The organism is Jatrophihabitans fulvus (assembly GCF_054781375.1).
In genome coordinates, this window is sequence record NZ_BAAGUN010000001.1 from 642,833 (window position 1) to 661,903 (window position 19,071).

The window sequence follows — 19,071 nt, forward strand, 5'->3', positions numbered from 1 at the left end:
TCAGCAGCCGAACGAGCCGGGAAGCGCAGGCGGGATGCGCCGCCTCCCGGCTGAACCGGTCGTGACACGCCGGTGCGCCGGCAACCAGTCGAGCCGGGAAGCGGAAGGGTCAGGCGTCGCCGCCCACGGTGCCGGTGCCGGCGGCGGAGATGGACTCGAGCTCGTACTTGGTGAACGCCTCGCGGGCGAGCTCGGGCTTGACCTCACCGGTGCGGGCGAGCCGCTCCAGCGCCGCTACCACGATCGACTGCGCGTCGACGTGGAAGAACCGTCGCGCGGCGCCGCGGGTGTCGGCGAAGCCGAACCCGTCCGTCCCGAGGGAGACGTAGTCGTTCGGCACCCAGCGCGAGATCTGGTCGGGCACGGCACGCATGAAGTCCGAGACGGCGACGACCGGACCCTGCGTGTCGCGCAGTTGCTGCGTGACGAACGGTTCCGGGGCGTCTCCACCGTCAGAGCCCGGGTGCAGCAGCGCGTGCTGCTCGCACTCGACCGCGTCGCGGCGCAGCTCGTTCCAGGACGTCACCGACCACACGTCGGCGTCGACGCCCCAGTCCTCGCCGAGCAACCGCTGCGCCTCGACCGCCCACGGCATGGCGACACCGGACGCGAGCAGCTGCACGCGCGGACGTCCCTCCTGGGCCGCGGGGGAGAAGCGGTACAGGCCCTTGAGCAGCGCCTGGACGTCCAGGTCGGCGGGCTCGGCCGGCTGCACGATCGGCTCGTTGTAGATCGTGAGGTAGTAGAAGACGTCGCGGTCGCTGACCCCGCCCTCGTAGGCGCCGACGCCGTACATGCGCGCCAGGCCGGCGCGCACGATGTGCGCGACCTCGAACGCGTAGGCCGGGTCGTAGGCGACGCACGCCGGGTTGGACGACGCGAGCAGCAGCGAGTGGCCGTCGGCGTGCTGCAGGCCCTCGCCCGTGAGCGTCGTACGGCCGGCGGTGGCGCCGAGGACGAACCCGCGGCCCAGCTGGTCGGCGAGCTGCCAGAACTGGTCGCCGGTGCGCTGGAAGCCGAACATCGAGTAGAAGATGTAGAACGGGATGGTCGGCGTCGAGTGCGTGGCGTACGAGGTGCCCGCGGCGATCAGCGACGCCATCGAACCGGCCTCGCTGATGCCCTCGTGCAGGATCTGCCCCTGCTGCGACTCCTTGTACGACAGCAGCAGCTCCCGGTCGACGGCCTCGTACTCCTGGCCGTGCGGCGAGTAGATCTTGGCCGTCGGGAAGATCGCGTCGAGGCCGAAGGTGCGGGCCTCGTCGGGGATGATCGGCACGAAGCGGCTGCCGATCTCCTTGTCCTTCATGAGGTCCTTGAACAGGCGGACGGTCGCCATGGTGGTCGCGACCTGCTGCTTGCCCGACCCGCCGCGGAACTCGGAGTAGACCTTGTCGCCCGGCTGCGCGAGCGGCTTGGCGCGGACGACGCGCTTGGGCAGCGCGCCGCCGAGCGCGGCCCGCCGCTCCTTCATGTACTGGATCTCGTCGGACTTCTCGCCCGGGTGGTAGTACGGCGCGAGGTCGGCCTCGAGGTCCTTGTCGCTGATCGGCAGGTAGAGGCGGTCGCGGAAGGCCTTGAGGTCGGCGACGGTCAGCTTCTTCATCTGGTGCGTGGCGTTGCGTCCCTCGAACGACTCGAGGGTCCAGCCCTTGACCGTCTTGGCGAGGATCACCGTCGGCTGACCGGTGTGCGCCCGCGCCGCCTCGAACGCCGCGTAGACCTTGCGGTAGTCGTGGCCGCCGCGCGACAGCTTGCGCAGGTCGTCGTCGGACATGCCCTCGACGAGCTTGCGCAGCCGCGGGTCGCCGCCGAAGAAGTGCTCGCGGATGTAGGCGCCGCTCTCGACGGTGTAGGTCTGGAACTGCCCGTCCGGCGTCTGGTTCATCTGGTTGACCAGGACGCCGTCGCCGTCGGCGGCGAGCAGCGGGTCCCAGTCGCGGCCCCACACGACCTTGAGCACGTTCCAGCCCGCACCGCGGAAGTAGGACTCGAGTTCCTGGATGATCTTGCCGTTGCCGCGGACGGGTCCGTCGAGCCGCTGCAGGTTGCAGTTGATGACGAAGGTGAGGTTGTCCAGCTCCTCACGCGCGGCGACGCCGATGGCGCCGAGGGACTCGACCTCGTCCATCTCGCCGTCGCCGAGGAACGCCCACACGTGCGAGTTGGACGTGTCGGCCAGCCCGCGCGCGTGCAGGTAGCGGTTGAACCGCGCCTGGTAGATCGCGCCGATCGGGCCCAGGCCCATCGAGACGGTCGGGAACTCCCAGAACTCGGGCATGAGCCGCGGGTGGGGGTAGGACGACAGCCCGTAGGGCGCGTGCGAGACCTCCTGGCGGAAGCCGTCCAGGTGCTTCTCGGTCAACCGGCCCTCGAGGTAGGCGCGGGCGTAGATGCCCGGCGCGGCGTGGCCCTGGAAGTAGACCTGGTCGCCCATGCCGGTGGCGAGGTCCTTGCCGCGGAAGAAGTGGTTGAAGCCCACCTCGTACAGCGACGCCGCGGACGCGTAGGTGGCGATGTGGCCGCCGACGCCGACGGTCTTGTTCGCGCGGGACACCGCGACGGCCGCGTTCCAGCGGATGTACGCGCGGATGCGGCGTTCGATGTCCTCGTCGCCGGGGAACCAGGGTTCGCGCTCCGGCGGGATGGAGTTGATGTAGTCGGTGCTGCGCAGCCCCGGGACGCCGACCTGCCGCTCCCGGGCCCGCTCCAGCAGCTTGAGCATGAGGAAACGCGCGCGCTGACGGCCGTCGGAGTCGATGGCGGCGTCGAGCGACTCCAGCCATTCCCGGGTCTCGTCGCGGTCTATGTCGGGCAACTGATTGGGTAGGCCATCGGTGATGATGCTGTAGCGGTCGCGGGTCACGCGAGCTCCTCCGTACGGTGCTTGTGGCCGACGTGGTCGTGAGGTTCGTCGCCCCCAGTCAACACCCTTCATCGCCGATGGGGTCGACGGACGGGTTACTCATTGGTATGCAGGACCAACATCCCGACACGGGTGTACGCGGACAGGAGGAACGTCGAGGTGAGCCCGAGCGCCCAGCCCGGTAACGAGGTGGGCATCGCCGAGCGTCTGGGGCTGAAGCCCGGACAGCTCGTGATGGAGATCGGTGTCGACGACGACGCCGACGAGGACCTGCGAGACGACATCGTCGAGCGCACCGGCGAGGAGCTGGTCGACGAGGACTCGGACGAGGTGGTCGACGTCGTGCTGCTCTGGCACCGCGACGGCGACGGCGACCTCGCCGACGCACTCGTCGACGCGATCTCGCCACTGGCCGACGACGGTCACATCTGGTTGCTGACACCCAAGCGTGGCCGCGACGACCACGTCGACCCGTCCGACATCGCCGAGGCGGCGTCGATCGCCGGCCTGTCCCAGACGTCCACCACCACCGTGGGGGAGGGCTGGTCCGCCGCCCGCCTCGCGGGCCGCAAATCCGGAGGGAAGAAATGATCCAGGTCGGCGAGCAGGCGCCTGACTTCACGCTGAAGGACCAGAACAACGAGGAGGTCTCGCTCGCCTCGTTCCGCGGCGAGAAGGCCGTTCTGCTGGTCTTCTACCCGCTCGCCTTCACGGGCATCTGCACCGGCGAACTGCACCATCTGCGCGACAACCTGCCGACGTTCCAGAACGACGACGTCCAGGTGCTGACGGTCAGTGTCGACTCCGCGTACTCCCACAAGATCTTCAGCGAGCGCGAAAGCTTCGAGTTCCCGCTGCTCGCCGACTTCTGGCCGCACGGCGCGGTCGCGCAGGCCTACGGGGTGTTCCTCGAGCCGGCCGGCATCGCCAACCGCGGCACGTTCCTCATCGACAAGGACGGCATCGTCCGCTTCGCCGAGATGAACGGCCCGGGCGAGGGCCGCGACCCTGCCGCGTGGGAAGCCGCGATCAAGAGCCTGTAGGGCGCCGCGCCCGGTACAGGCAGTCGATCGCCGGACGATCGGCACCCGGTACCGGGCGCAGCACCTCGTCGGCGCGTTCGACGACGAGCCCGCACGACTCGAGGTCGTGTTCGACGTCCCGCGCGGTGTAGAGCACGGCGGGGTCCTGGGGGCCTCCCGTGCCGTCGCTGCGGTTGCGGGCGTCGTGGGCGACGACGAGCAACGTGCCTCCCGGCGCCAGGGACGCCACGGCGTTGCGCATCGCGCGTCGCCGTTCGTCGGGCGGCAGCTGCAGGTAGGCGACCACGATCAGGTCGACCGGTGCGGGCGCCCGGAATTCCAGTGCGTCGTCGAGCACCCAGGTGACCCGACCGGTGTCGTCCGCCCCGGCCCCCTTCGCCAGCGCGGCCTGTGAGAAGTCGACCGCGAGCACCCGCCACCCGCGGGCGGCCAGCCACAGCGCGTTGCGACCCTCGCCGCACGCCAGGTCGATCGCCGTGCCCGGGGCGAGGTCGGAGCACTCGGCCTCGACGAAGCGGTTCGGGGGCCGTCCCCACACCGACGGCGACGAACGGTAGCGCTCGTCCCAGTAGGCCGCGTCGAACACGGTTGTCAGTGAACCGGACGGCCGTACCGGTCGGCCAGCTTGGCGGCGCGCACGTCCTCCTGCGACGGCGGGCCGGCCACCGGTTCGGGTTGCTCGTCGACGAGGTCGACCTCGCCGTCGTCGCGGCGCCTGCTCTCGGCGCGGATCATCGCGAAGGGCGCTGCGAGCGCCAACGCGGCGAAGAGGAACCACTGGACGACGTAGGCGAAGTGCTGCGGTTCCAGGGCCCCACCAGCGGGGTTGGACAGGTCGGGACGCGGCAGCACGGTGAGACCACCGGTGCCCGCCTGCCCGGACTCGAGCTGGGCGAACCCGTCGTACACCGCGCCACCGAGACGTTCGGCCTGCTGCCGGGGGTTGATCGAACTCACCTGGCGTCCCGGCAGGGAGCCGAACTGATCGTCCCGGCTCTCGGGCGGCTGGGCACGCGCCAGCACGGTGACGGTGCCCGACGGTGCGGACGGCGGCGCCGGTTGCGCCCCCGACGCCGGTTGCGCGACGAAACCGCGGACGATCAACAAGGTGGCGTCCGCGGTCTGCAGCGGGGTGACGACGAGGAACCCGGTCGCGTCGCCGTCGGTGCGGTTGCGGACGAGAGTCTCGGCCGCGCCGTCGTAACGTCCGCTGACCCGCAGCTGGCGGAACTCCACGCCGTTGCGCGTGGGATCGCGCGACCCGACGAGCGGCAGCACCTGCGCCGGGGCGACCGCGGGCAGCTTCGCGTTCGCGCGCAGCACCTGGTTCTCGTCGTGCTTGGACTCGTAGCGGAAGATCTGCCACACACCGCAGGCGACGCAGACGAGCGCGACGACCAGCATGAGCACGCCGAGCGCGGCGTAGCGGGGCTCGCGCAACCGGGCGAGATAGGCGGGACGGACCGCCTCCGCCTTCGACCTGCGCGACACGGGTCCACGGTACGGCGGGGCCCTGTGAGGGCGCGTCCGGCGGGTGCCGGACCGGTAGTCTCGGCGCGCCCGGGCGTTTAGCTCAGCGGGAGAGCACTCGGTTTACACCCGAGCGGTCACTGGTTCGATCCCAGTAACGCCCACCCGTGCATCGCGCGTGATTCAATGCGCGCATGCCCGAAGCCGCGGCCACCGTCTCCGCGCCGTCCGAGCTCGACGTGCGCACCGGACCGCCCTTCACCCGCGAGATCGAGCGGGCGCTCGGACAGCAGGGTGTCGAGAGCTTGGTGCTCGACTTCGCGACCACGACGTTCATCGACTCGTCGGGCATGGGCGTGCTCATCGGGGCCCGCGAGCGCTGCCTGCAGCAGGGCGTGACGCTGTCGCTGCGCGACCTTCACCCGCGGGTGCGTCGCACGCTGACGACGGCCGGACTGATCACGATCTTCACGGTGACGGGGTCCGGCGCCGACTGACACGGTCGGATCAGTACTTGCCCTTCCAGGCCAACTTCCACGTGTTCGGGCCGATGAGGCCGTTCGGGACGAGGCCGTTGAGCTGCTGCAGCCGCTTGACCATGCGCAGCGTGTTGGGCCCGTACTCACCGGTGCCGACGGGGAAGTGACCGCGCTTGTGCATCTGGTCCTGGAACCGCTTGATGTTGTTGTTCCAGTCGCCGTAGAAGTACCAGTGGCTGCCGCCGGGGAAGGCAGGAACGCCGGACGAGCTCGGCTTCGGCGTGGGCTTCGGCGTGGGCTTCGGCTTGGCCGGCGCCGCGGCCTCGCTGTACTTGCCCTTCCACGCCATGCGCCACGTGTTCGGCCCGATGTAGCCGTTCGGGATCAGGCCGTTGAGCTGCTGCAGCCGCTTGACCATGCGCAGCGTGTTGGGCCCGTACTCACCGGTGCCGACGGGGAAGAACCCGCGCTTGTGCATCTGGTCCTGGAACCGCTTGATGTGGTTGTTCCACTCGCCGTAGGTGTACCAGTGGCTACCGCCCGGGAACATCGGGACGCCGCTGGACGAGCCGCCGGTGTTGCCGCCGCCGGTGTTGCCACCGGTGTTGCCGCCACCGGTGTTGCCGCCACCGGTGTTGCCGCCGCCGGAGCCGGGCTTGGGGATGTCCCAGAAGCGTCCGCTGCCGGCGTCCCGGTCGGACGCGAGGCCGAGGATCGACGCGCACTCCCAGGGCTGCCAGCCGCGCTGCCGGTAGAGCCGCAGCGCGCGGTAGTCCTGCTCGGCCTTGGAGTTCTGGTGGGGGTAACCCTGGCCGCCGACGCTGCGCCACGTCGAGAGGTCGAACTGGTACGCGCCGTAGTACCCGTTGCCGGTGTTGATCGCGTAGTTGTTCGACGACTCGCACATCCGCAGCCGGTACCACTGGTCCGCAGACGGGTCGGCCTGCGCGCTGCCGGCGGTGGTGAGGGTGGTGACGCCCAGGGCGACCACGGTCGCGGCCGCAGCGGCCAGGCCCCAGTTGCGGGGACCGCGCGAGTCGCGGACGAGCTGCGCGAGCGAGCGGCGGGTGGAGTTCTCGCGCGTCCAGTCGGCGAAGAAATGGCGGGGATCGGAAGTCAAGGCAGGCCCTCCGGCACGGGCCCTCGTGGGCCCACCGTGTCGTGTCGGCAGTGGTGTGGTCGGACGTCTCAGTCGCACCAACCGTCACACAGACACCACTGATTCACAAGATTCACGCGAGAAAACCGGGCTGAACGTCGGCGTGTCGCGCTCGAGAGACGGATTTGTCCTGGTAATGCGGCCGAACTACACCGGTGTGGTTCGTCGGACGGGTGTGGTTCGGTGTGCGGCATGGAGTTCCGACTCGAGGCCGTCGTCCTGCCCGTCACCGATGTCGACCGGGCCAAGGCGTTCTACGAACGCTGCGGGTTCCCGTGTGACGTCGACTTCTCGCCCGGGGAGGGCAGCGATTTCCGCGTCGTGCAGTTCACCCCGCCGGGATCGCACTGCTCGCTGATGTTCGGCAGCGCGATGAGCGTCGCCGGCACCGCGCCCGTCCGCGGCATGCACCTGGTCGTCCGCGACGTGACCGAGGCCCGCGAGTACCTGCTCGGACGGGGGGTCGAGGTGGGCGAGGCGCGGCACATGACCGCCGACGGCTGGCAGCCCGGCGCCGATCCGCAGCACGCGAAATACAACACCTTCGCCGAGTTCGACGACCCGGACGGCAACGGGTGGGTGCTGCAGGAGGTGCCGTAGCTCAGGCGGTCACGCCGGCGAAGGTTCGGCGGGTCCGCCGTCGCCGTCCTTCTTCTGCTTCTTGATCTGCTGGTTGAGCGACGCGAGGAACTCGTCGTCGTCGTCGGGGCTGACCGGGCGGCCGGGGCCGCGCCGGCGCGCGGGCGCCGCGGACGTGCCGAGCCCGGCGAACCCGCCGCCGGTGCTGCCACCGGGCGTGGGCGCCTTCGCCCCCCACGGCCGTCCGGCGATCAACCACGCGAGCGCGCCGATCTCGAACAGCAGCACCACGATCGCGACCCAGGCCAGCTTGGGCAGGTTGCGCACCTGCTCCGCGGGCGTGGTCAGGGTGTCGATCACGCAGAAGATCCAGACACCGATGAGAATCACGCCGAGAGCGCCACCGACGACCATGAAACGACCCTTCCGAGCTGGGGGTTGGCGCCAGGCTACGCCGCGAAACTGTGCGTGTCGGGCGGTTCCGGAGGCGCCCGGCGGCGCCGGATAGGGTTCGGCCGTGCCGCTGCTCGCCGACCTCGTCGCCGCCTGCGACACCTGGTTCGACCCGCGGTGGGCCGAGTCGTGGGACGCCGTCGGGCTGGTGTGCGGCGACCCGTCCGAACCGGTCGAGCGGGTGATGCTCGCCGTCGACCCGGTCCCGGCGACCGTCGACGAGGCGATCGCCGCCGGTGCCCAGCTGCTGATCACGCACCACCCGCTGCTGCTGACCGGCGTGCACGGGGTACCCGCGGACGATCCGAAGGGCGCGCTGGTGCACCGGATGATCCGCGCCGGGGTCGGCCACCTCGTCGCGCACACCAACGCCGACGTGGCCGACCCGGGTGTCTCGGACGCGCTCGCGGCCCTGTTCGACCTGCGTGATCTCCGCCCGCTCGACCCGCAGCCGGACGCCCCGCTCGACAAGCTCGTGGTCTTCGTCCCGCACGCGCAGGCCCAGAACCTGATCGACGCGCTCGCCGACGCCGGCGCCGGAGCGATCGGCGACTACGACCGGTGCGCCTGGACGGTGGCGGGTGAGGGCACCTTCCGTCCGCTCGCCGGGGCGAACCCGACCATCGGCACCGTGGGCGACATCGAGCGGGTTCCCGAGGCGCGGGTCGAGATGGTGGTCCCGGCCGCGCGGCGGGCCGCCGTCGTCGCCGCGCTGCGGGCGGCGCACCCCTACGAGGAGCCGGCGTTCGACCTGCTCGCGATGGCTCCCGTACCCGGGCGACGCGGCACCGGACGGGTCGGCGAGCTGCCGCGACCGACCACGCTGCGTGACTTCACCGAGCAGGCCGCCCGGGTGCTGCCGGAGACCTCGTGGGGCGTGCGCGCCGCGGGTGACCCCGACCGTCCGGTGGCGCGGGTCGCGGTGTGCGGCGGGTCCGGCGGGGGGTACGCCGGGCAGGCGCGGGCGATGGGCGCGGACGTGCTGCTCACCGCCGATCTCAAGCACCACCCGGCCGTCGAGGCCGTCACCGAGCGCGGCCCGGGCGCCATGGCCCTCGTCGACGCCGCGCACTGGGCCACCGAGGCCCCCTGGCTCGACGCCCTCGCGGCCGCACTGCGCGACCGCTTCGGCACTACGGTTGACGTCCGGGTCTCCCGACTCGTCACCGACCCGTGGTCCGTCCACGTCCACCGCACCGCCCGCTGAGGGGAAACCTCGTCGTGAACGCCGATCCCGCCGTACAGCTGCGACTGCTCGACCTGCAGGCCGCCGACACCGCGCTGTCGCAGCTCGCGCACCGCCGCCGCAGCCTGCCGCAGCTCGCCGCCATCGCCGACAAGGCGAAGGCCGCTGCGGCGCTGCATCACGAACTGGTCGACGCGCAGACCGCGGTCGCCGACACCGAGCTCGAGCAGAACCGCCTCGAGGCCGACGTCGAGACCGTCCGCAACCGCGCGGCCCGCGACGACGCTCGGTTGCAGGCGGGTGGACTGCCCGCGAAGGAGCTCGGCAGCCTGCAGCACGAGATCGCGACGCTCGCGCGGCGACAGAGCACGCTCGAGGACGAACTGCTCGAGGTCATGGAGCGCGCCGAGTCCGCCGATGCCGTCCTGAGCGACGTGCAGGCCCGCCACGAGGCCGTGGTCGCCGAGCAGCACGACCTCGAGGCCGAGCGCGACAGCGCGTTCGCCGAGATCGACGCCGCCGCGGCCGAGCGCAGGCCGCAGCGAGACGCGATCGCCGCCGGGCTGCCCGCCGATCTGCTCGCCCTCTACGAGAAGGCCCGGGCGCAGAGCGGCAACGGAGCCGCGCTGCTGCGGCAACGCCGCTGCGAGGGCTGCCGCATCGAGCTGTCGGGCAGCGACCTGAACGCCGTCCGCAAGGCCGACCCGGACGACGTGGTGCGCTGCGACAACTGCCGCGCGATCCTCGTCCGCACGTCCGAGAGCGGTCTGTGAACGCTGAGCACGTGATCGTCGAGGCGGACGGCGGGTCGCGCGGCAACCCCGGCCCGGCCGGCTACGGCGCCGTGGTGTTCGACGCGACGTCGCGGGCGGTGCTGGCCGAGCGGGCCGAGTCGATCGGCACCGCGACCAACAACGTCGCCGAGTACGGCGGCCTCATCGCCGGGCTGCGCGCGGCGCAGGAGCTGGGGGCGCGCCGGGTCGACGTCCGCATGGACTCCAAGCTCGTCGTCGAGCAGATGTCCGGACGCTGGTCGGTCAAGAACGCTGCGCTGCAGGGGTTGTCGCGGGAGGCGCAGGCGCTGCGGCGCGGGTTCGACCACGTGAGCTTCACCTGGATCCCGCGCGAGAAGAACAAGCACGCCGACCGGCTGGCCAACGAGGCGATGGACGGCGCCGCCGGCATCGCGCCGAAGCCGGCGAGGGCGGCGAAGACCCCGCCGGCACCGGCCTGGACGCCGCCCAGCGGCGCCCGCACCGGACTGCTGCTCGTGCGCCACGGGGCGACCGTCCACTCGGCCGAGCACCGGCTCAGCGGACGCAACGACCTGCCGCTGGACGCCGTCGGGCGCGCGCAGGCGGCGTCGCTCGCCGGCCGCGCGTGGGGCGACGTCGGTGCCGTGGTCAGCTCGCCGCTGCCGCGGGCCGTCGAGACCGCCACGGCCATCGCCGGCGCGCTGGGTCTCGAGATCGAGATCGAGGACGACCTGGTCGAACTCGACTTCGGTTCCTGGGAGGGCCTGACCATGGCCGAGGTGCGCGAGCGCGACGCGGACGCCTTCGCGGCCTGGACGGCCTCACCCGACGCCGCGCCGCCGGGCGGCGAGTCGATGGCGGCGGTCGCCCGTCGCGTGCGCCGCGCCCGCGAGACGGTGATCGGCCGGCACCCGGAGCAGCGGGTCGTGGTCGTGTCGCACGTGACGCCCATCAAGACCCTGCTGCGGCTCGCGCTCGACGCGCCGCCGACGGCGATGTACCGCCTGCACCTCGACACCGCGTCGGTGTCGGCGGTCGACTACTGGGCCGACGGCACCTCCTCGGTGCGCCTGGTGAACGACACCGGCCACCTCTAGGGCTCACCCGAGCGCTGCGCTCGCCGACCGCAGTTCGTCGAGTGCGGCGTCGGTGTGGGTCGCCAGCTCGGTCGCGTCGTCGGTCTCGGACCACCGCTGGTAGCCCAGCTTGAACGCCAGCACGCCGAGCTCGGCAGCGAGGTGGGCGGGCGTCTCGGCGACGCCCCGGCCGGTCAGCGCATCGAACATCGCGGCGGCGAGGCCGACGCTCTTGAGCGCGTCGCGCGCCTGCAGTTCGGTGCTGCTGGCGACGGCGGCGCGCAGCTTGGGTCCGAACTCGCGGTTGGCCGGTCCCATCACGGCCGAGGCGCGCGCCAGGCCCGACCGGACCGCCTCGAACGGCGTCGCGCCGTCGGGCGCCTCGGTGATGCCCTCGCGCAGCAACGTGCTCAACGTCTCCTGCCCGGCGACCAACAGCTCGCGCTTGTCGGGGAAGTGCCGGAAGAACGTGCTCTTGGTGACGCCGGCGCGCTCGGCGATCTCGGCGACCGTCGTGGCGTCGTACCCCTGCTCGGCGAAGAGGTCGACCGCGGCGGCGACGAGCCGCTCACGCGCTCCGGGTTCCCAGCGGGCCATGGCCCCATCGTAGTGATGGGACTCGTAGTGATGGGACTCTTGTCCCGTCGCGGTGCTACGGTGACGGGACAAGAGTCCCATCACCGTTCTGGAGCGTTTCCATGCAGGTCTTCGTCACCGGCGGCACCGGTCTGATCGGCTCGGCCGTCGTCGCCGAGCTCGTCGCCCACGGCCACGCCGTGTCCGCGCTCGCGCGCAGCGATCGGTCCGCCGACGCGATCGTCACCGCCGGCGCCACCGCCGTCCGCGGTTCGCTGTCCGACCTGGACGTGCTGCGCGATGCCGCGAGCGCGGCGGACGGCGTCGTCCACCTGGCCTTCGACCACGACAGCTTCGGCAGCGTCGAGGAGATCGCCGGGGCGGCGAAGCAGGAGAGCGCGGCGCTGGCCGCGCTCGGCGACGCGCTCGTCGGCAGCGATCGTCCGCTGGTCGCGGCGTCGGGCACCCCGGCGGTTCCCGGGCGCGTGACCACCGAGCACGACGACACCCCGGTCTTCGAGGGCCCGCTCGCCGAGCGCGGCCGGGCCACCCTGGCGCTGCTCGCGCTGGCCGGGCGTGGCGTGCGCAGCGCGGCCGTCCGGCTGCCGCGCACCGTCCACAACGACGGCCGCGGCGGCTTCGCCGGTCTGCTCACCGACATTGCGCGGCAGAGCGCAATAGCCGGGTACCCGGGCGACGGCACCCAGCGGTGGCCGGCCGTGCACGCCCTCGACGCCGCGGTGCTGTTCCGGCTCGTGCTCGAGTCGGCGCCCGCCGGCACGGTGTGGCACGCCGTCGACGACGAGGGTGACGAGGTGCGCGCCCTGGCCGAGGTGATCGGGCGGCGGCTCGGGCTGCCGGTACAGCGACGCCCCGAGGCGGACTTCGGTCCGCTCGGGGCGATCTTCGCGATGGATCAGCCGTCGTCCAGCGTGCTGACCCGCGAGCGGCTCGGGTGGCAGCCGAGCCACCCGGGCCTGCTCGCGGATCTGGAGAACGTGCTGCCGTGACCGATCAGTCGTCGCCGTCGTCCCCGGGGACGTACGCGCCGGGCACCTGCGACGGCGCGTACACCGTGGTGTCGCCCGGGTAGGGCTTCGTCCAGTCGTGGGTCTGGTACCAGGTGTAGCGGTTCATCTGCTCGGGGTTCGCGTAGTCGGGCACCGCGTAGTTGCCGGTGAAGCGCTGGTGCGATCGCCACGCCTGCCACTGTGCGGCCAGACCGCGCTTGTCCGACGGGACCGCCGTCGCGTGCTGCTGCTGCACGGCCAGGCGGCGGGCGGCCGTCCCCGTGCGGCCGAGGGTGTCGTTGCCGCAGGTGGGCGCGGTGGCGACCCCCTCGGTCAGCGGCACCTGGTTGCGCTTCGCGGTGAAGGGCGCGAGGTCCGCACGCTTCGTGAACGCGCCGTACATCGGCGTGGCCGCTGCGAGCTTCTCGTTCAGCGGCTGCGCGCCGAGGATCTGCTCGATGGTGCGCACCATGGTGATCTGCGTGTAGTAGGTGCTGTCGACCGCGTCGTGCTGGGCCCACGGGCTGATGACCTGGATCGGGGCACGGTGGCCGTCGATGTGGTCGGCGCCGTCCTGGCTGTCGTCCTCGACGACGAAGATCGCCGACGACTTCCAGTACGGGCTGTGCGAGATCTCGTCCACGATGCGGCCGACGGCGACGTCACCGTCCGCGACCTGGGCGCGCGGGTCGGGCGTGCCACCGGTGTGGTCGCTCGAGAGCCAGAACATGTTCAGGTTCGCCGGACCGTTCTTCTCGAAGTCCTGCTTCCAGATCTGGTAGCGGTAGAGGTCGGGGATGTCGGTGTCGAACTTCGGGTAGTCGTGGTTCGTGATCGCGTTCAGCGACGGGATCGGCGACTCGGTGTCCTGGCGGATCGAGGGGTCGAGCAGCGTCGATGGGTCGGCACCGCCGTCGACCGCGCGGGCCGCGCAGTAGTACTGCTGCCACGTCGCCCCGGCGGGCTTGGTCTCGAACTGCGTGAACTCGCCGAAGTTGCGCGCGGTGTTGCCGGCGCTCTTCACGGCCGTCCAGAGAAAGCCCGAGCGCTGGTGGCCGAGCACGTCGTCCTCGGTGTCGTAGCTGCGGGTGTAGGAGCCGGCGCTCGACTCGGTGTACTCCGGGTTGTCGCCCTGCATCAGCCAGTTGTGGCCCTCGGCGGAGTTGGTGCCGATGTCGTAGGTGTTGTCGTACAGGCCGTACTGCTTGGCGAGCGCGTGCTGGTTGGGGGTGACGTTCTTGCCGAACTGCGCGAGCCCGGCGTCGCCGTTGCCGCGCTTGACGTCGCCGTACACCTGGTCGTAGGTGCGGTTCTCCTTCACGAGCAGGAAGACGTGCTTGATCGTGGACGGGTCGCCCAACCGCTTCGGCACCGGAACGGGACGCGCGCCCCGGCCGTGCGCCTGCACGACGTCGCCGTTGCCCCAGCCGTTCTGGGCGAACACGGTGTCGGTCAGCGTGGCGATGCGACGGTCGTCGGGCAGCGCGAAGCGGGTCAGCGAGGCGGTGGTGCTGTGCGTGCCGTGGCCGGTCGCCGGGACGGTGCCGGTGCCCTTGGTGAAGGTCAGCTCCGGTCCGCGGGCGTCGATGCCACGGGTGTTGGTGACGACGACCTTGCCGCCGACCTGCGCGATGTCGGACGGGAAGTAGTCCGTGGGCAGCAGGCCCAAGTAGCTGACGGGCTGACGCGGCGTGCCGTAGTACCGGTACACCGCGACGGCGTCGGCGCGGCCGAGGGTGACGAGCAGGTGGTTGTCGTCCGTCACGGTGATCGCGGTCGGCTCGTAGCCGACCGGCGAGGACGGCCACGGCTGCGTGGCGATCGTCTGCACGACCTTGTTCGTGCGGGTGTTCACGACCGAGACGGCGTCACTGTTGGTGTCGGCGACGAACAGCGCGTTGCGCTCGACGTGCAGCGCGGTGGGGTGCAGCCCCACCGTGATCGACCCGACGGTCGCGGCGGGGTCCGCGGTGTCGATGACGCTGAGCGTGCCCGTCGTCGAGGTGCCGAGGTAGGGATCGGCGGGGACGTCGGTGCCGTAGGAACTGATCGTCGTCTCACCGGGACGGGCACGCCGTCCGCCCTCGTTGCTCACGTAGAGCGTGCCGCCGACGAGTGCCACCTCGCGCGGTGCGATGCCGACCTCCCAGCTGTGCTGGACGGCGCCGGTCGCGGCGTCGAGGGCGACGACGCGGTTCTGGCCGTTGAGCGGCAGGTAGAGGGTGCCCCCGTCCGAGGAGAAGGCGCCCTGACCGGGCAGTGCCGAGGTCGTGCCCACCTTCGGCAGCGCGAACGGCACCGGGGTGCCGAGCGTGCCGTCGGCGTTCACCGGGAAGCGGGTGACGCGGTCGTTCTGCGACAGCCAGAGGAACTTGCCGTCCGGCGAGTAGACCGGCGCCTCCTGGCCGATCGTGTCGTCGGTCAGCTTCTGGTTGACGAAGCCGGCCGAGCCCGCCGTCCAGATCAGGCGGTACGGCTTGAGGTCGAAGATCTGCAGCGTCACCGACTTGTCGGTGCTGGCCGCGGCCAGGTAGCGGCCGTCCGGGCTCACGGTGGAGCCCATGATCTTGCCGAACTTCGTGACCAGCCGGTTGCCCAGCGGCTTCAGGACCTGGTCGGACGAGATCTGCAGTCCGCGGTCGTTGCTGGTACCGACCTGGTTCTCGCCGAACACGGTGGTGGACGCGGTGGCGATTCCGGTGCCGGCGAGCAGCACCGCGGCGGCGCCGGTGGTGACGCGCCGGACCCGCCGGATCCTGGAGGGGGACGCGCTTCGGCGTCGGGTGACCTGCATGTGCTCAGTCCTTCACTGTGGGGGAGTCGAGCAGATCGACGAGGCCGTCGAACTGCCACAGGGGGTTGGCCGCGTCGCCCGTGGACGTCCGCACCGGGAAATAGCCGTTGACCGACTTCGGTCCGTCGCCGTCGGCGATGTAGCGGCCGTCGGGGGTGACGTCGAGCTGGTAGATCGCGCGGCCGACCGCGCGGGCACCCGGGATGTGCCACTGCACGACGCAGCGCCAGTCGTTGCCGGGCCCGCTGTCGGCGACCAGCGAGCCGCCCTTGTCGCACGCCGCGCTCGCGGCCAGTTGGGTCTCGGTGACGTCGGGACGGTTCAGCTCGCGTGCCTGCAACCGGTACAGGTGGGCGAACGTGGTCGCGAGCGACCGGTCGAGGGCCGCGCGGGTCACGCCCGACCCCGAGGCGGGGGTGGCGACGGCGACGCCGGCGACGCCGAGGAGCAGCAGCCCGGCGAGCGGGGCGAGGGCGACCGCCGCGGCGCGCCGGCCGAGGCCGTCGTGCGCGAGGTCGGTGAAGTCACGGCGCAGGAAGAGCGCGTATGCGACCCCGGCGGCGACGAGCAGCCAGGCGGCGCTGACGACGAGACCCACGACCACACCCGCCGGTTGCGCCGGCTCGGTGAACAGCCCGCGCCACGACAGGAACGCCCAGCTGGGCAGGGCGGCGCGGACCACCGCGGGCAGCGGCAGCAGCTGCGCGAGCTGCAGCACGACCGCCAGCAGCGCCGGCGTCGCGAGGCCCATCGGCGAGCGGCCCAGCACCACCGAACCGAGCAGGCCTACGGCGGCGAACGCCAGCGTCGGCGGCACCACGCACAACCACGCGAGGACGACGTGGGTGAGGGCGGACCCCGCGGACAGCAGGTGGCCGTCCAGGCCGACCAGGTCGTGCCCGCCGACGGCGAGCAGGCCGCCGACGACACCCGACACGGCGAGGCCGAGCCAGAGCACGAGCACCACCGTGAGCGCGGCGGCGGTCTTCGCGGCGAAGATCCGCCGCGGCGAGCGCACGGTGACGAGCAGGTGCCGCCAGGTGCCGAGCCGGTCCTCGGCGGCGAACACGTCCCCGGCGACGAGCGACGTCGCCAGCGGCAGCACCCAGGCGCCGCAGAACATCAGCACGACCAGCGGCCCGGCCGCGCCGCTCCGGTCCATCCACCGTCCGAACACGGTGTCGGCGGGCAGGCTGCTCTGCCGGCTGACCACGGCGACGAAGAGCGCCGGCGCGACCCAGCACGTCAGCAGCAGCAGCCGCACCCGCCACTGCGCGAGCAGCTTGACCAGTTCGAAGCGCACCGCGCGCCCGAGCGGCGCGGGCCGGGCGACGTCACCGGTCCTGACGGGGGGCGGGGCCAGGGTCGTCATCGCGCGTCACCGGCTCCGGTCAGCGCGAGGTACGCGGCCTCGAGCGGGGAGACGACCGGCGTCAGCTCGCGGACGGCCACCCCTGCCGCGGCGAGGGCCGCGACGAGGTCGTCCAGCACGGGCACGGCGGCACGGACGAGCAGGGTGTCGGTGTCGCGCCGCCGCACCACGTCGTCGGCCGGCAGGAGCCGCACCCCGTCCACCGCCTCGGCGACCCGGCGGGCGGCGTCGGCGTCGGACGTCCGGATGCGGTGGTCGAGCTCGCCGACCTCGGCCTCGAGCTTGCCCAGCGGCCCGCTGAACACGACCCGTCCGGTGGCGAGCAGGGTGACGTCGTCGCAGAGCGCGGCGAGGTCGTCCATGCGGTGGCTGGAGAGGATCACCGAGGTGCCCGCCGCCGCGAGCTCGGTGAGCACCCGGTGCACGTGGCGGGTACCGGCGGGGTCGAGCCCGTTGGCGGGCTCGTCCAGCACGAGCAGGCGCGGCTCGGTCAGCAGGGCGGCGGCGAGCCCGAGCCGTTGCCGCATGCCGAGCGAGAAGCCGCGCACGCGGTCGTCGGCCACGTCGCCCAACCCGACGCGGGCGAGCGCGGCCTCGACACCGGCCGACCCCTCGCCGGCGAGCGCGGCCGTCGTGGACAGGTTCTGCCGTGCCGTCAGGGAGGGGTAGAGGCCGGGTCCGTCCACGAACCCCGCGACACCGGGCGGCAGGGCGAGGGTGCGCCGCGCGCGGTGCCCGAGGATGTCCAGCTCGCCCCGGTCGGGCAACGCCAGATGCAGCAGCAGCCCCAGCAGGGTGGTCTTGCCCGCGCCGTTGGGGCCGATCAGCCCGTGGACGCGTCCCGCGGCGACGTCGAGGTCGACGCCGTCGAGGGCGATCACGTCGCCGAAGGCCTTCACGAGACCGCGGGCTCGCACGGTCGGTTCGTCGATCACGAACCGAAGCTATGAGTTGCTTAAGGACGAAACCGGACCTGTTGGACGAACAGCAGGTAACGGGCGGGCGGCGGTCAGGCTCCGACGGTCCGCACGCCGAGCCAGAGCGCCGCCACCGCCACGACGACCAGCACCGGCACCGTCAGCAGGCCGAGCAGGTGGAACTCCCCGGCGCGGGGCTTGTGATCGGCGGGCAGCAGCCGGCGCCAGAGCAGCGTCGCGAGCGACCCCGCGTAGGTGGCGTTGGGGCCGACGTTGACCCCGATGAGCACGGCGAGCACCGCGGCAGGGGAGCCGGTGACGACCGGCAGCAGCGCGAGGGTGGCGGGCAGGTTGTTCACCACGTTCGCCAGCACGGCGGCGATGGCCGCGGCACCCAGCAGGGCGAGCAGCGAGGTGCCGTCCGGCACCAGCTTCGCCAGCTCGTCACCCAGACCGTGGCTGGTGACGCCGACGACGATCACCGACAGCGCGAGCACGAACAGGCAGAAGCCCACCGACGCCGCGCGGACGATCGGCATCGGTCGTACCGTCCGCCACCGCGGGGCGAGCAGGGCCAGGCAGCCGGCGACGGCGGCGAAGGCGGGGGAGACGTCGACGGCGGACGTGACCACGAACAGGGTGACCGTCACCGCCAGGACGAAGAGCGCGTACCGCGGTGCGGGAGGCGGGTCGACCGCCTCGTGCTCCGGCGGTTGGTCGAAGTCGCGGCGGAAGAACCAGCGGATGCCCACCCGCTCGAGCAGGCAGACGAGCAGCCACGGCAGCAGCATGAGTGCCGCGAAGCGTCCGAACGAGAGGCCGGCGGCCGCGAACGCGAGCAGGTTGGTCAGGTTCGACACGGGCAGCAGCAACGACCCGCTGTTGGCCAGCCGCGTGCAGGCGTACGCGAACGGACGGGCGGGCACCCCCAGCCGCGCCACGGTGGCGAGCACGACCGGCGTCACGAGGACGACCGTCGCGTCGAGGGTGAGAGTCGCGGTCACCCCGGCGGCCAGGGCGACGACCAGGGTCAGCAGCCGTCGGGGATCACCACGCGAGAGCCGCGAGGCCACGCCGCCGAGGTAGACGAACACCTGCGCCTCGGCACAGAGATGCCCGAACACGAGGATGGCCGCGAGGAACCCGACCGTCGGCCCGATGTCGCCGAGGGCGTGCAGGGCGTCGCGCCACGGCACGATGCCGAGCACCACGATGAGCAGTGCCGCCGGCACCGCGACGACCGCCTCCGACAGCCCGCGCGGGCGCAGCACGGCGAAGCCGAGCGACGCGACGAGCAGGACGACGGCGACGGTCTCGGCCGCCGCGCCGGTCACCG

18 protein-coding genes and 1 tRNA gene are annotated in these 19,071 nt (G+C 72.1%); 9 read left to right on the forward strand and 10 right to left on the reverse strand.

Going from position 1 to position 19,071, the window contains the following annotated elements:
- Positions 1–109: 109 nt before the first annotated feature.
- Positions 110–2,938, reverse strand: coding sequence for a pyruvate dehydrogenase (acetyl-transferring), homodimeric type (gene aceE / locus ACYVP9_RS03165; RefSeq protein WP_460603235.1), 2,829 nt, complete (start codon positions 2,936–2,938; stop codon positions 110–112).
- Positions 2,939–3,025: 87 nt separating this feature from the next.
- Between aceE and ACYVP9_RS03170 the strand changes: the two genes are divergently transcribed.
- Positions 3,026–3,457, forward strand: coding sequence for a DUF3052 domain-containing protein (locus tag ACYVP9_RS03170; protein WP_460603236.1), 432 nt, complete (start codon positions 3,026–3,028; stop codon positions 3,455–3,457).
- Positions 3,454–3,909, forward strand: a complete 456-nt coding sequence (locus ACYVP9_RS03175; protein ID WP_460603237.1) for a peroxiredoxin — start codon at positions 3,454–3,456, stop codon at positions 3,907–3,909. Before ACYVP9_RS03170 ends, ACYVP9_RS03175 begins: the two co-directional genes overlap by 4 nt.
- Here the strand turns inward: ACYVP9_RS03175 and ACYVP9_RS03180 are convergent.
- Entirely contained in the window at positions 3,896–4,495 is a 600-nt protein-coding gene (locus ACYVP9_RS03180; RefSeq protein WP_460603238.1) for an SAM-dependent methyltransferase, read from the reverse strand. The two genes, ACYVP9_RS03175 and ACYVP9_RS03180, sit on opposite strands and share 14 nt — an antisense overlap.
- Positions 4,496–4,500: 5 nt before the next feature.
- Positions 4,501–5,400 (reverse strand): SURF1 family protein, encoded by a 900-nt coding sequence (locus ACYVP9_RS03185; RefSeq protein ID WP_460603239.1) that lies wholly within the window; start codon positions 5,398–5,400, stop codon positions 4,501–4,503.
- Between the two features lie 71 nt (positions 5,401–5,471).
- Between ACYVP9_RS03185 and ACYVP9_RS03190 the strand changes: the two genes are divergently transcribed.
- Positions 5,472–5,543 (forward strand) — tRNA-Val (locus ACYVP9_RS03190).
- Positions 5,544–5,573: 30 nt separating this feature from the next.
- Positions 5,574–5,876 (forward strand): STAS domain-containing protein, encoded by a 303-nt coding sequence (locus ACYVP9_RS03195; RefSeq protein ID WP_460603240.1) that lies wholly within the window; start codon positions 5,574–5,576, stop codon positions 5,874–5,876.
- Between the two features lie 10 nt (positions 5,877–5,886).
- Here the strand turns inward: ACYVP9_RS03195 and ACYVP9_RS03200 are convergent, their stop codons facing one another.
- Positions 5,887–6,978, reverse strand: a complete 1,092-nt coding sequence (locus ACYVP9_RS03200; RefSeq protein WP_460603241.1) for a transglycosylase family protein — start codon at positions 6,976–6,978, stop codon at positions 5,887–5,889.
- 231 nt (positions 6,979–7,209) lie between these two features.
- Here ACYVP9_RS03200 and ACYVP9_RS03205 point away from each other — a divergent pair, with 231 nt between their 5' ends.
- Entirely contained in the window at positions 7,210–7,617 is a 408-nt protein-coding gene (locus ACYVP9_RS03205; protein WP_460603242.1) for a VOC family protein, read from the forward strand.
- A gap of 9 nt (positions 7,618–7,626) precedes the next feature.
- Here the strand turns inward: ACYVP9_RS03205 and ACYVP9_RS03210 are convergent, their stop codons facing one another.
- Complete coding sequence (locus ACYVP9_RS03210) at positions 7,627–8,010, reverse strand: PLD nuclease N-terminal domain-containing protein (RefSeq protein ID WP_460603243.1); 384 nt, start codon at positions 8,008–8,010, stop codon at positions 7,627–7,629.
- Between the two features lie 103 nt (positions 8,011–8,113).
- Here ACYVP9_RS03210 and ACYVP9_RS03215 point away from each other — a divergent pair, with 103 nt between their 5' ends.
- Genes ACYVP9_RS03215 through ACYVP9_RS03225 form a run of 3 tightly spaced genes read left to right on the forward strand, consistent with a single transcriptional unit; the run spans position 8,114 to position 11,087 of the window.
- The gene (locus ACYVP9_RS03215; RefSeq protein ID WP_460603245.1) at positions 8,114–9,256 is read left to right on the forward strand and encodes a Nif3-like dinuclear metal center hexameric protein; all 1,143 of its coding nucleotides are present in this window, start codon (positions 8,114–8,116) and stop codon (positions 9,254–9,256) included.
- Between the two features lie 14 nt (positions 9,257–9,270).
- Positions 9,271–10,008 carry a zinc ribbon domain-containing protein gene (locus ACYVP9_RS03220; RefSeq protein ID WP_460603246.1) on the forward strand — a complete coding sequence of 246 codons (738 nt, stop codon included), beginning with the start codon at positions 9,271–9,273 and terminating at the stop codon, positions 10,006–10,008.
- Positions 10,005–11,087: a bifunctional RNase H/acid phosphatase gene (locus ACYVP9_RS03225; protein ID WP_460603247.1), complete on the forward strand. Its 1,083-nt coding sequence runs from the start codon at positions 10,005–10,007 to the stop codon at positions 11,085–11,087. Before ACYVP9_RS03220 ends, ACYVP9_RS03225 begins: the two co-directional genes overlap by 4 nt.
- A gap of 3 nt (positions 11,088–11,090) precedes the next feature.
- Here ACYVP9_RS03225 and ACYVP9_RS03230 read toward each other — a convergent pair whose 3' ends face one another.
- On the reverse strand, positions 11,091–11,663 hold the full coding sequence (locus ACYVP9_RS03230; protein ID WP_460603248.1) for a TetR/AcrR family transcriptional regulator: 573 nt from the start codon (positions 11,661–11,663) through the stop codon (positions 11,091–11,093).
- 101 nt (positions 11,664–11,764) lie between these two features.
- Here ACYVP9_RS03230 and ACYVP9_RS03235 point away from each other — a divergent pair, with 101 nt between their 5' ends.
- On the forward strand, positions 11,765–12,652 hold the full coding sequence (locus tag ACYVP9_RS03235; protein ID WP_460603249.1) for an SDR family oxidoreductase: 888 nt from the start codon (positions 11,765–11,767) through the stop codon (positions 12,650–12,652).
- A gap of 4 nt (positions 12,653–12,656) precedes the next feature.
- On the opposite strand, the gene ACYVP9_RS03240 is transcribed toward ACYVP9_RS03235, so the two are convergent.
- The 4 genes from ACYVP9_RS03240 to ACYVP9_RS03255 form a co-directional block, all read right to left on the reverse strand.
- Positions 12,657–15,446, reverse strand: coding sequence for an alkaline phosphatase family protein (locus ACYVP9_RS03240; RefSeq protein WP_460603250.1), 2,790 nt, complete (start codon positions 15,444–15,446; stop codon positions 12,657–12,659).
- 4 nt (positions 15,447–15,450) lie between these two features.
- Positions 15,451–16,818 (reverse strand): ABC transporter permease, encoded by a 1,368-nt coding sequence (locus ACYVP9_RS03245; RefSeq protein WP_460603251.1) that lies wholly within the window; start codon positions 16,816–16,818, stop codon positions 15,451–15,453.
- On the reverse strand, positions 16,815–17,753 hold the full coding sequence (locus ACYVP9_RS03250; RefSeq protein ID WP_460603252.1) for an ABC transporter ATP-binding protein: 939 nt from the start codon (positions 17,751–17,753) through the stop codon (positions 16,815–16,817). The genes ACYVP9_RS03245 and ACYVP9_RS03250 overlap by 4 nt, the downstream gene beginning before the upstream one ends.
- 74 nt (positions 17,754–17,827) lie before the next feature.
- Positions 17,828–19,069, reverse strand: a complete 1,242-nt coding sequence (locus ACYVP9_RS03255) for a transporter permease (RefSeq protein ID WP_460603253.1) — start codon at positions 19,067–19,069, stop codon at positions 17,828–17,830.
- Positions 19,070–19,071 lie beyond the last annotated feature (2 nt).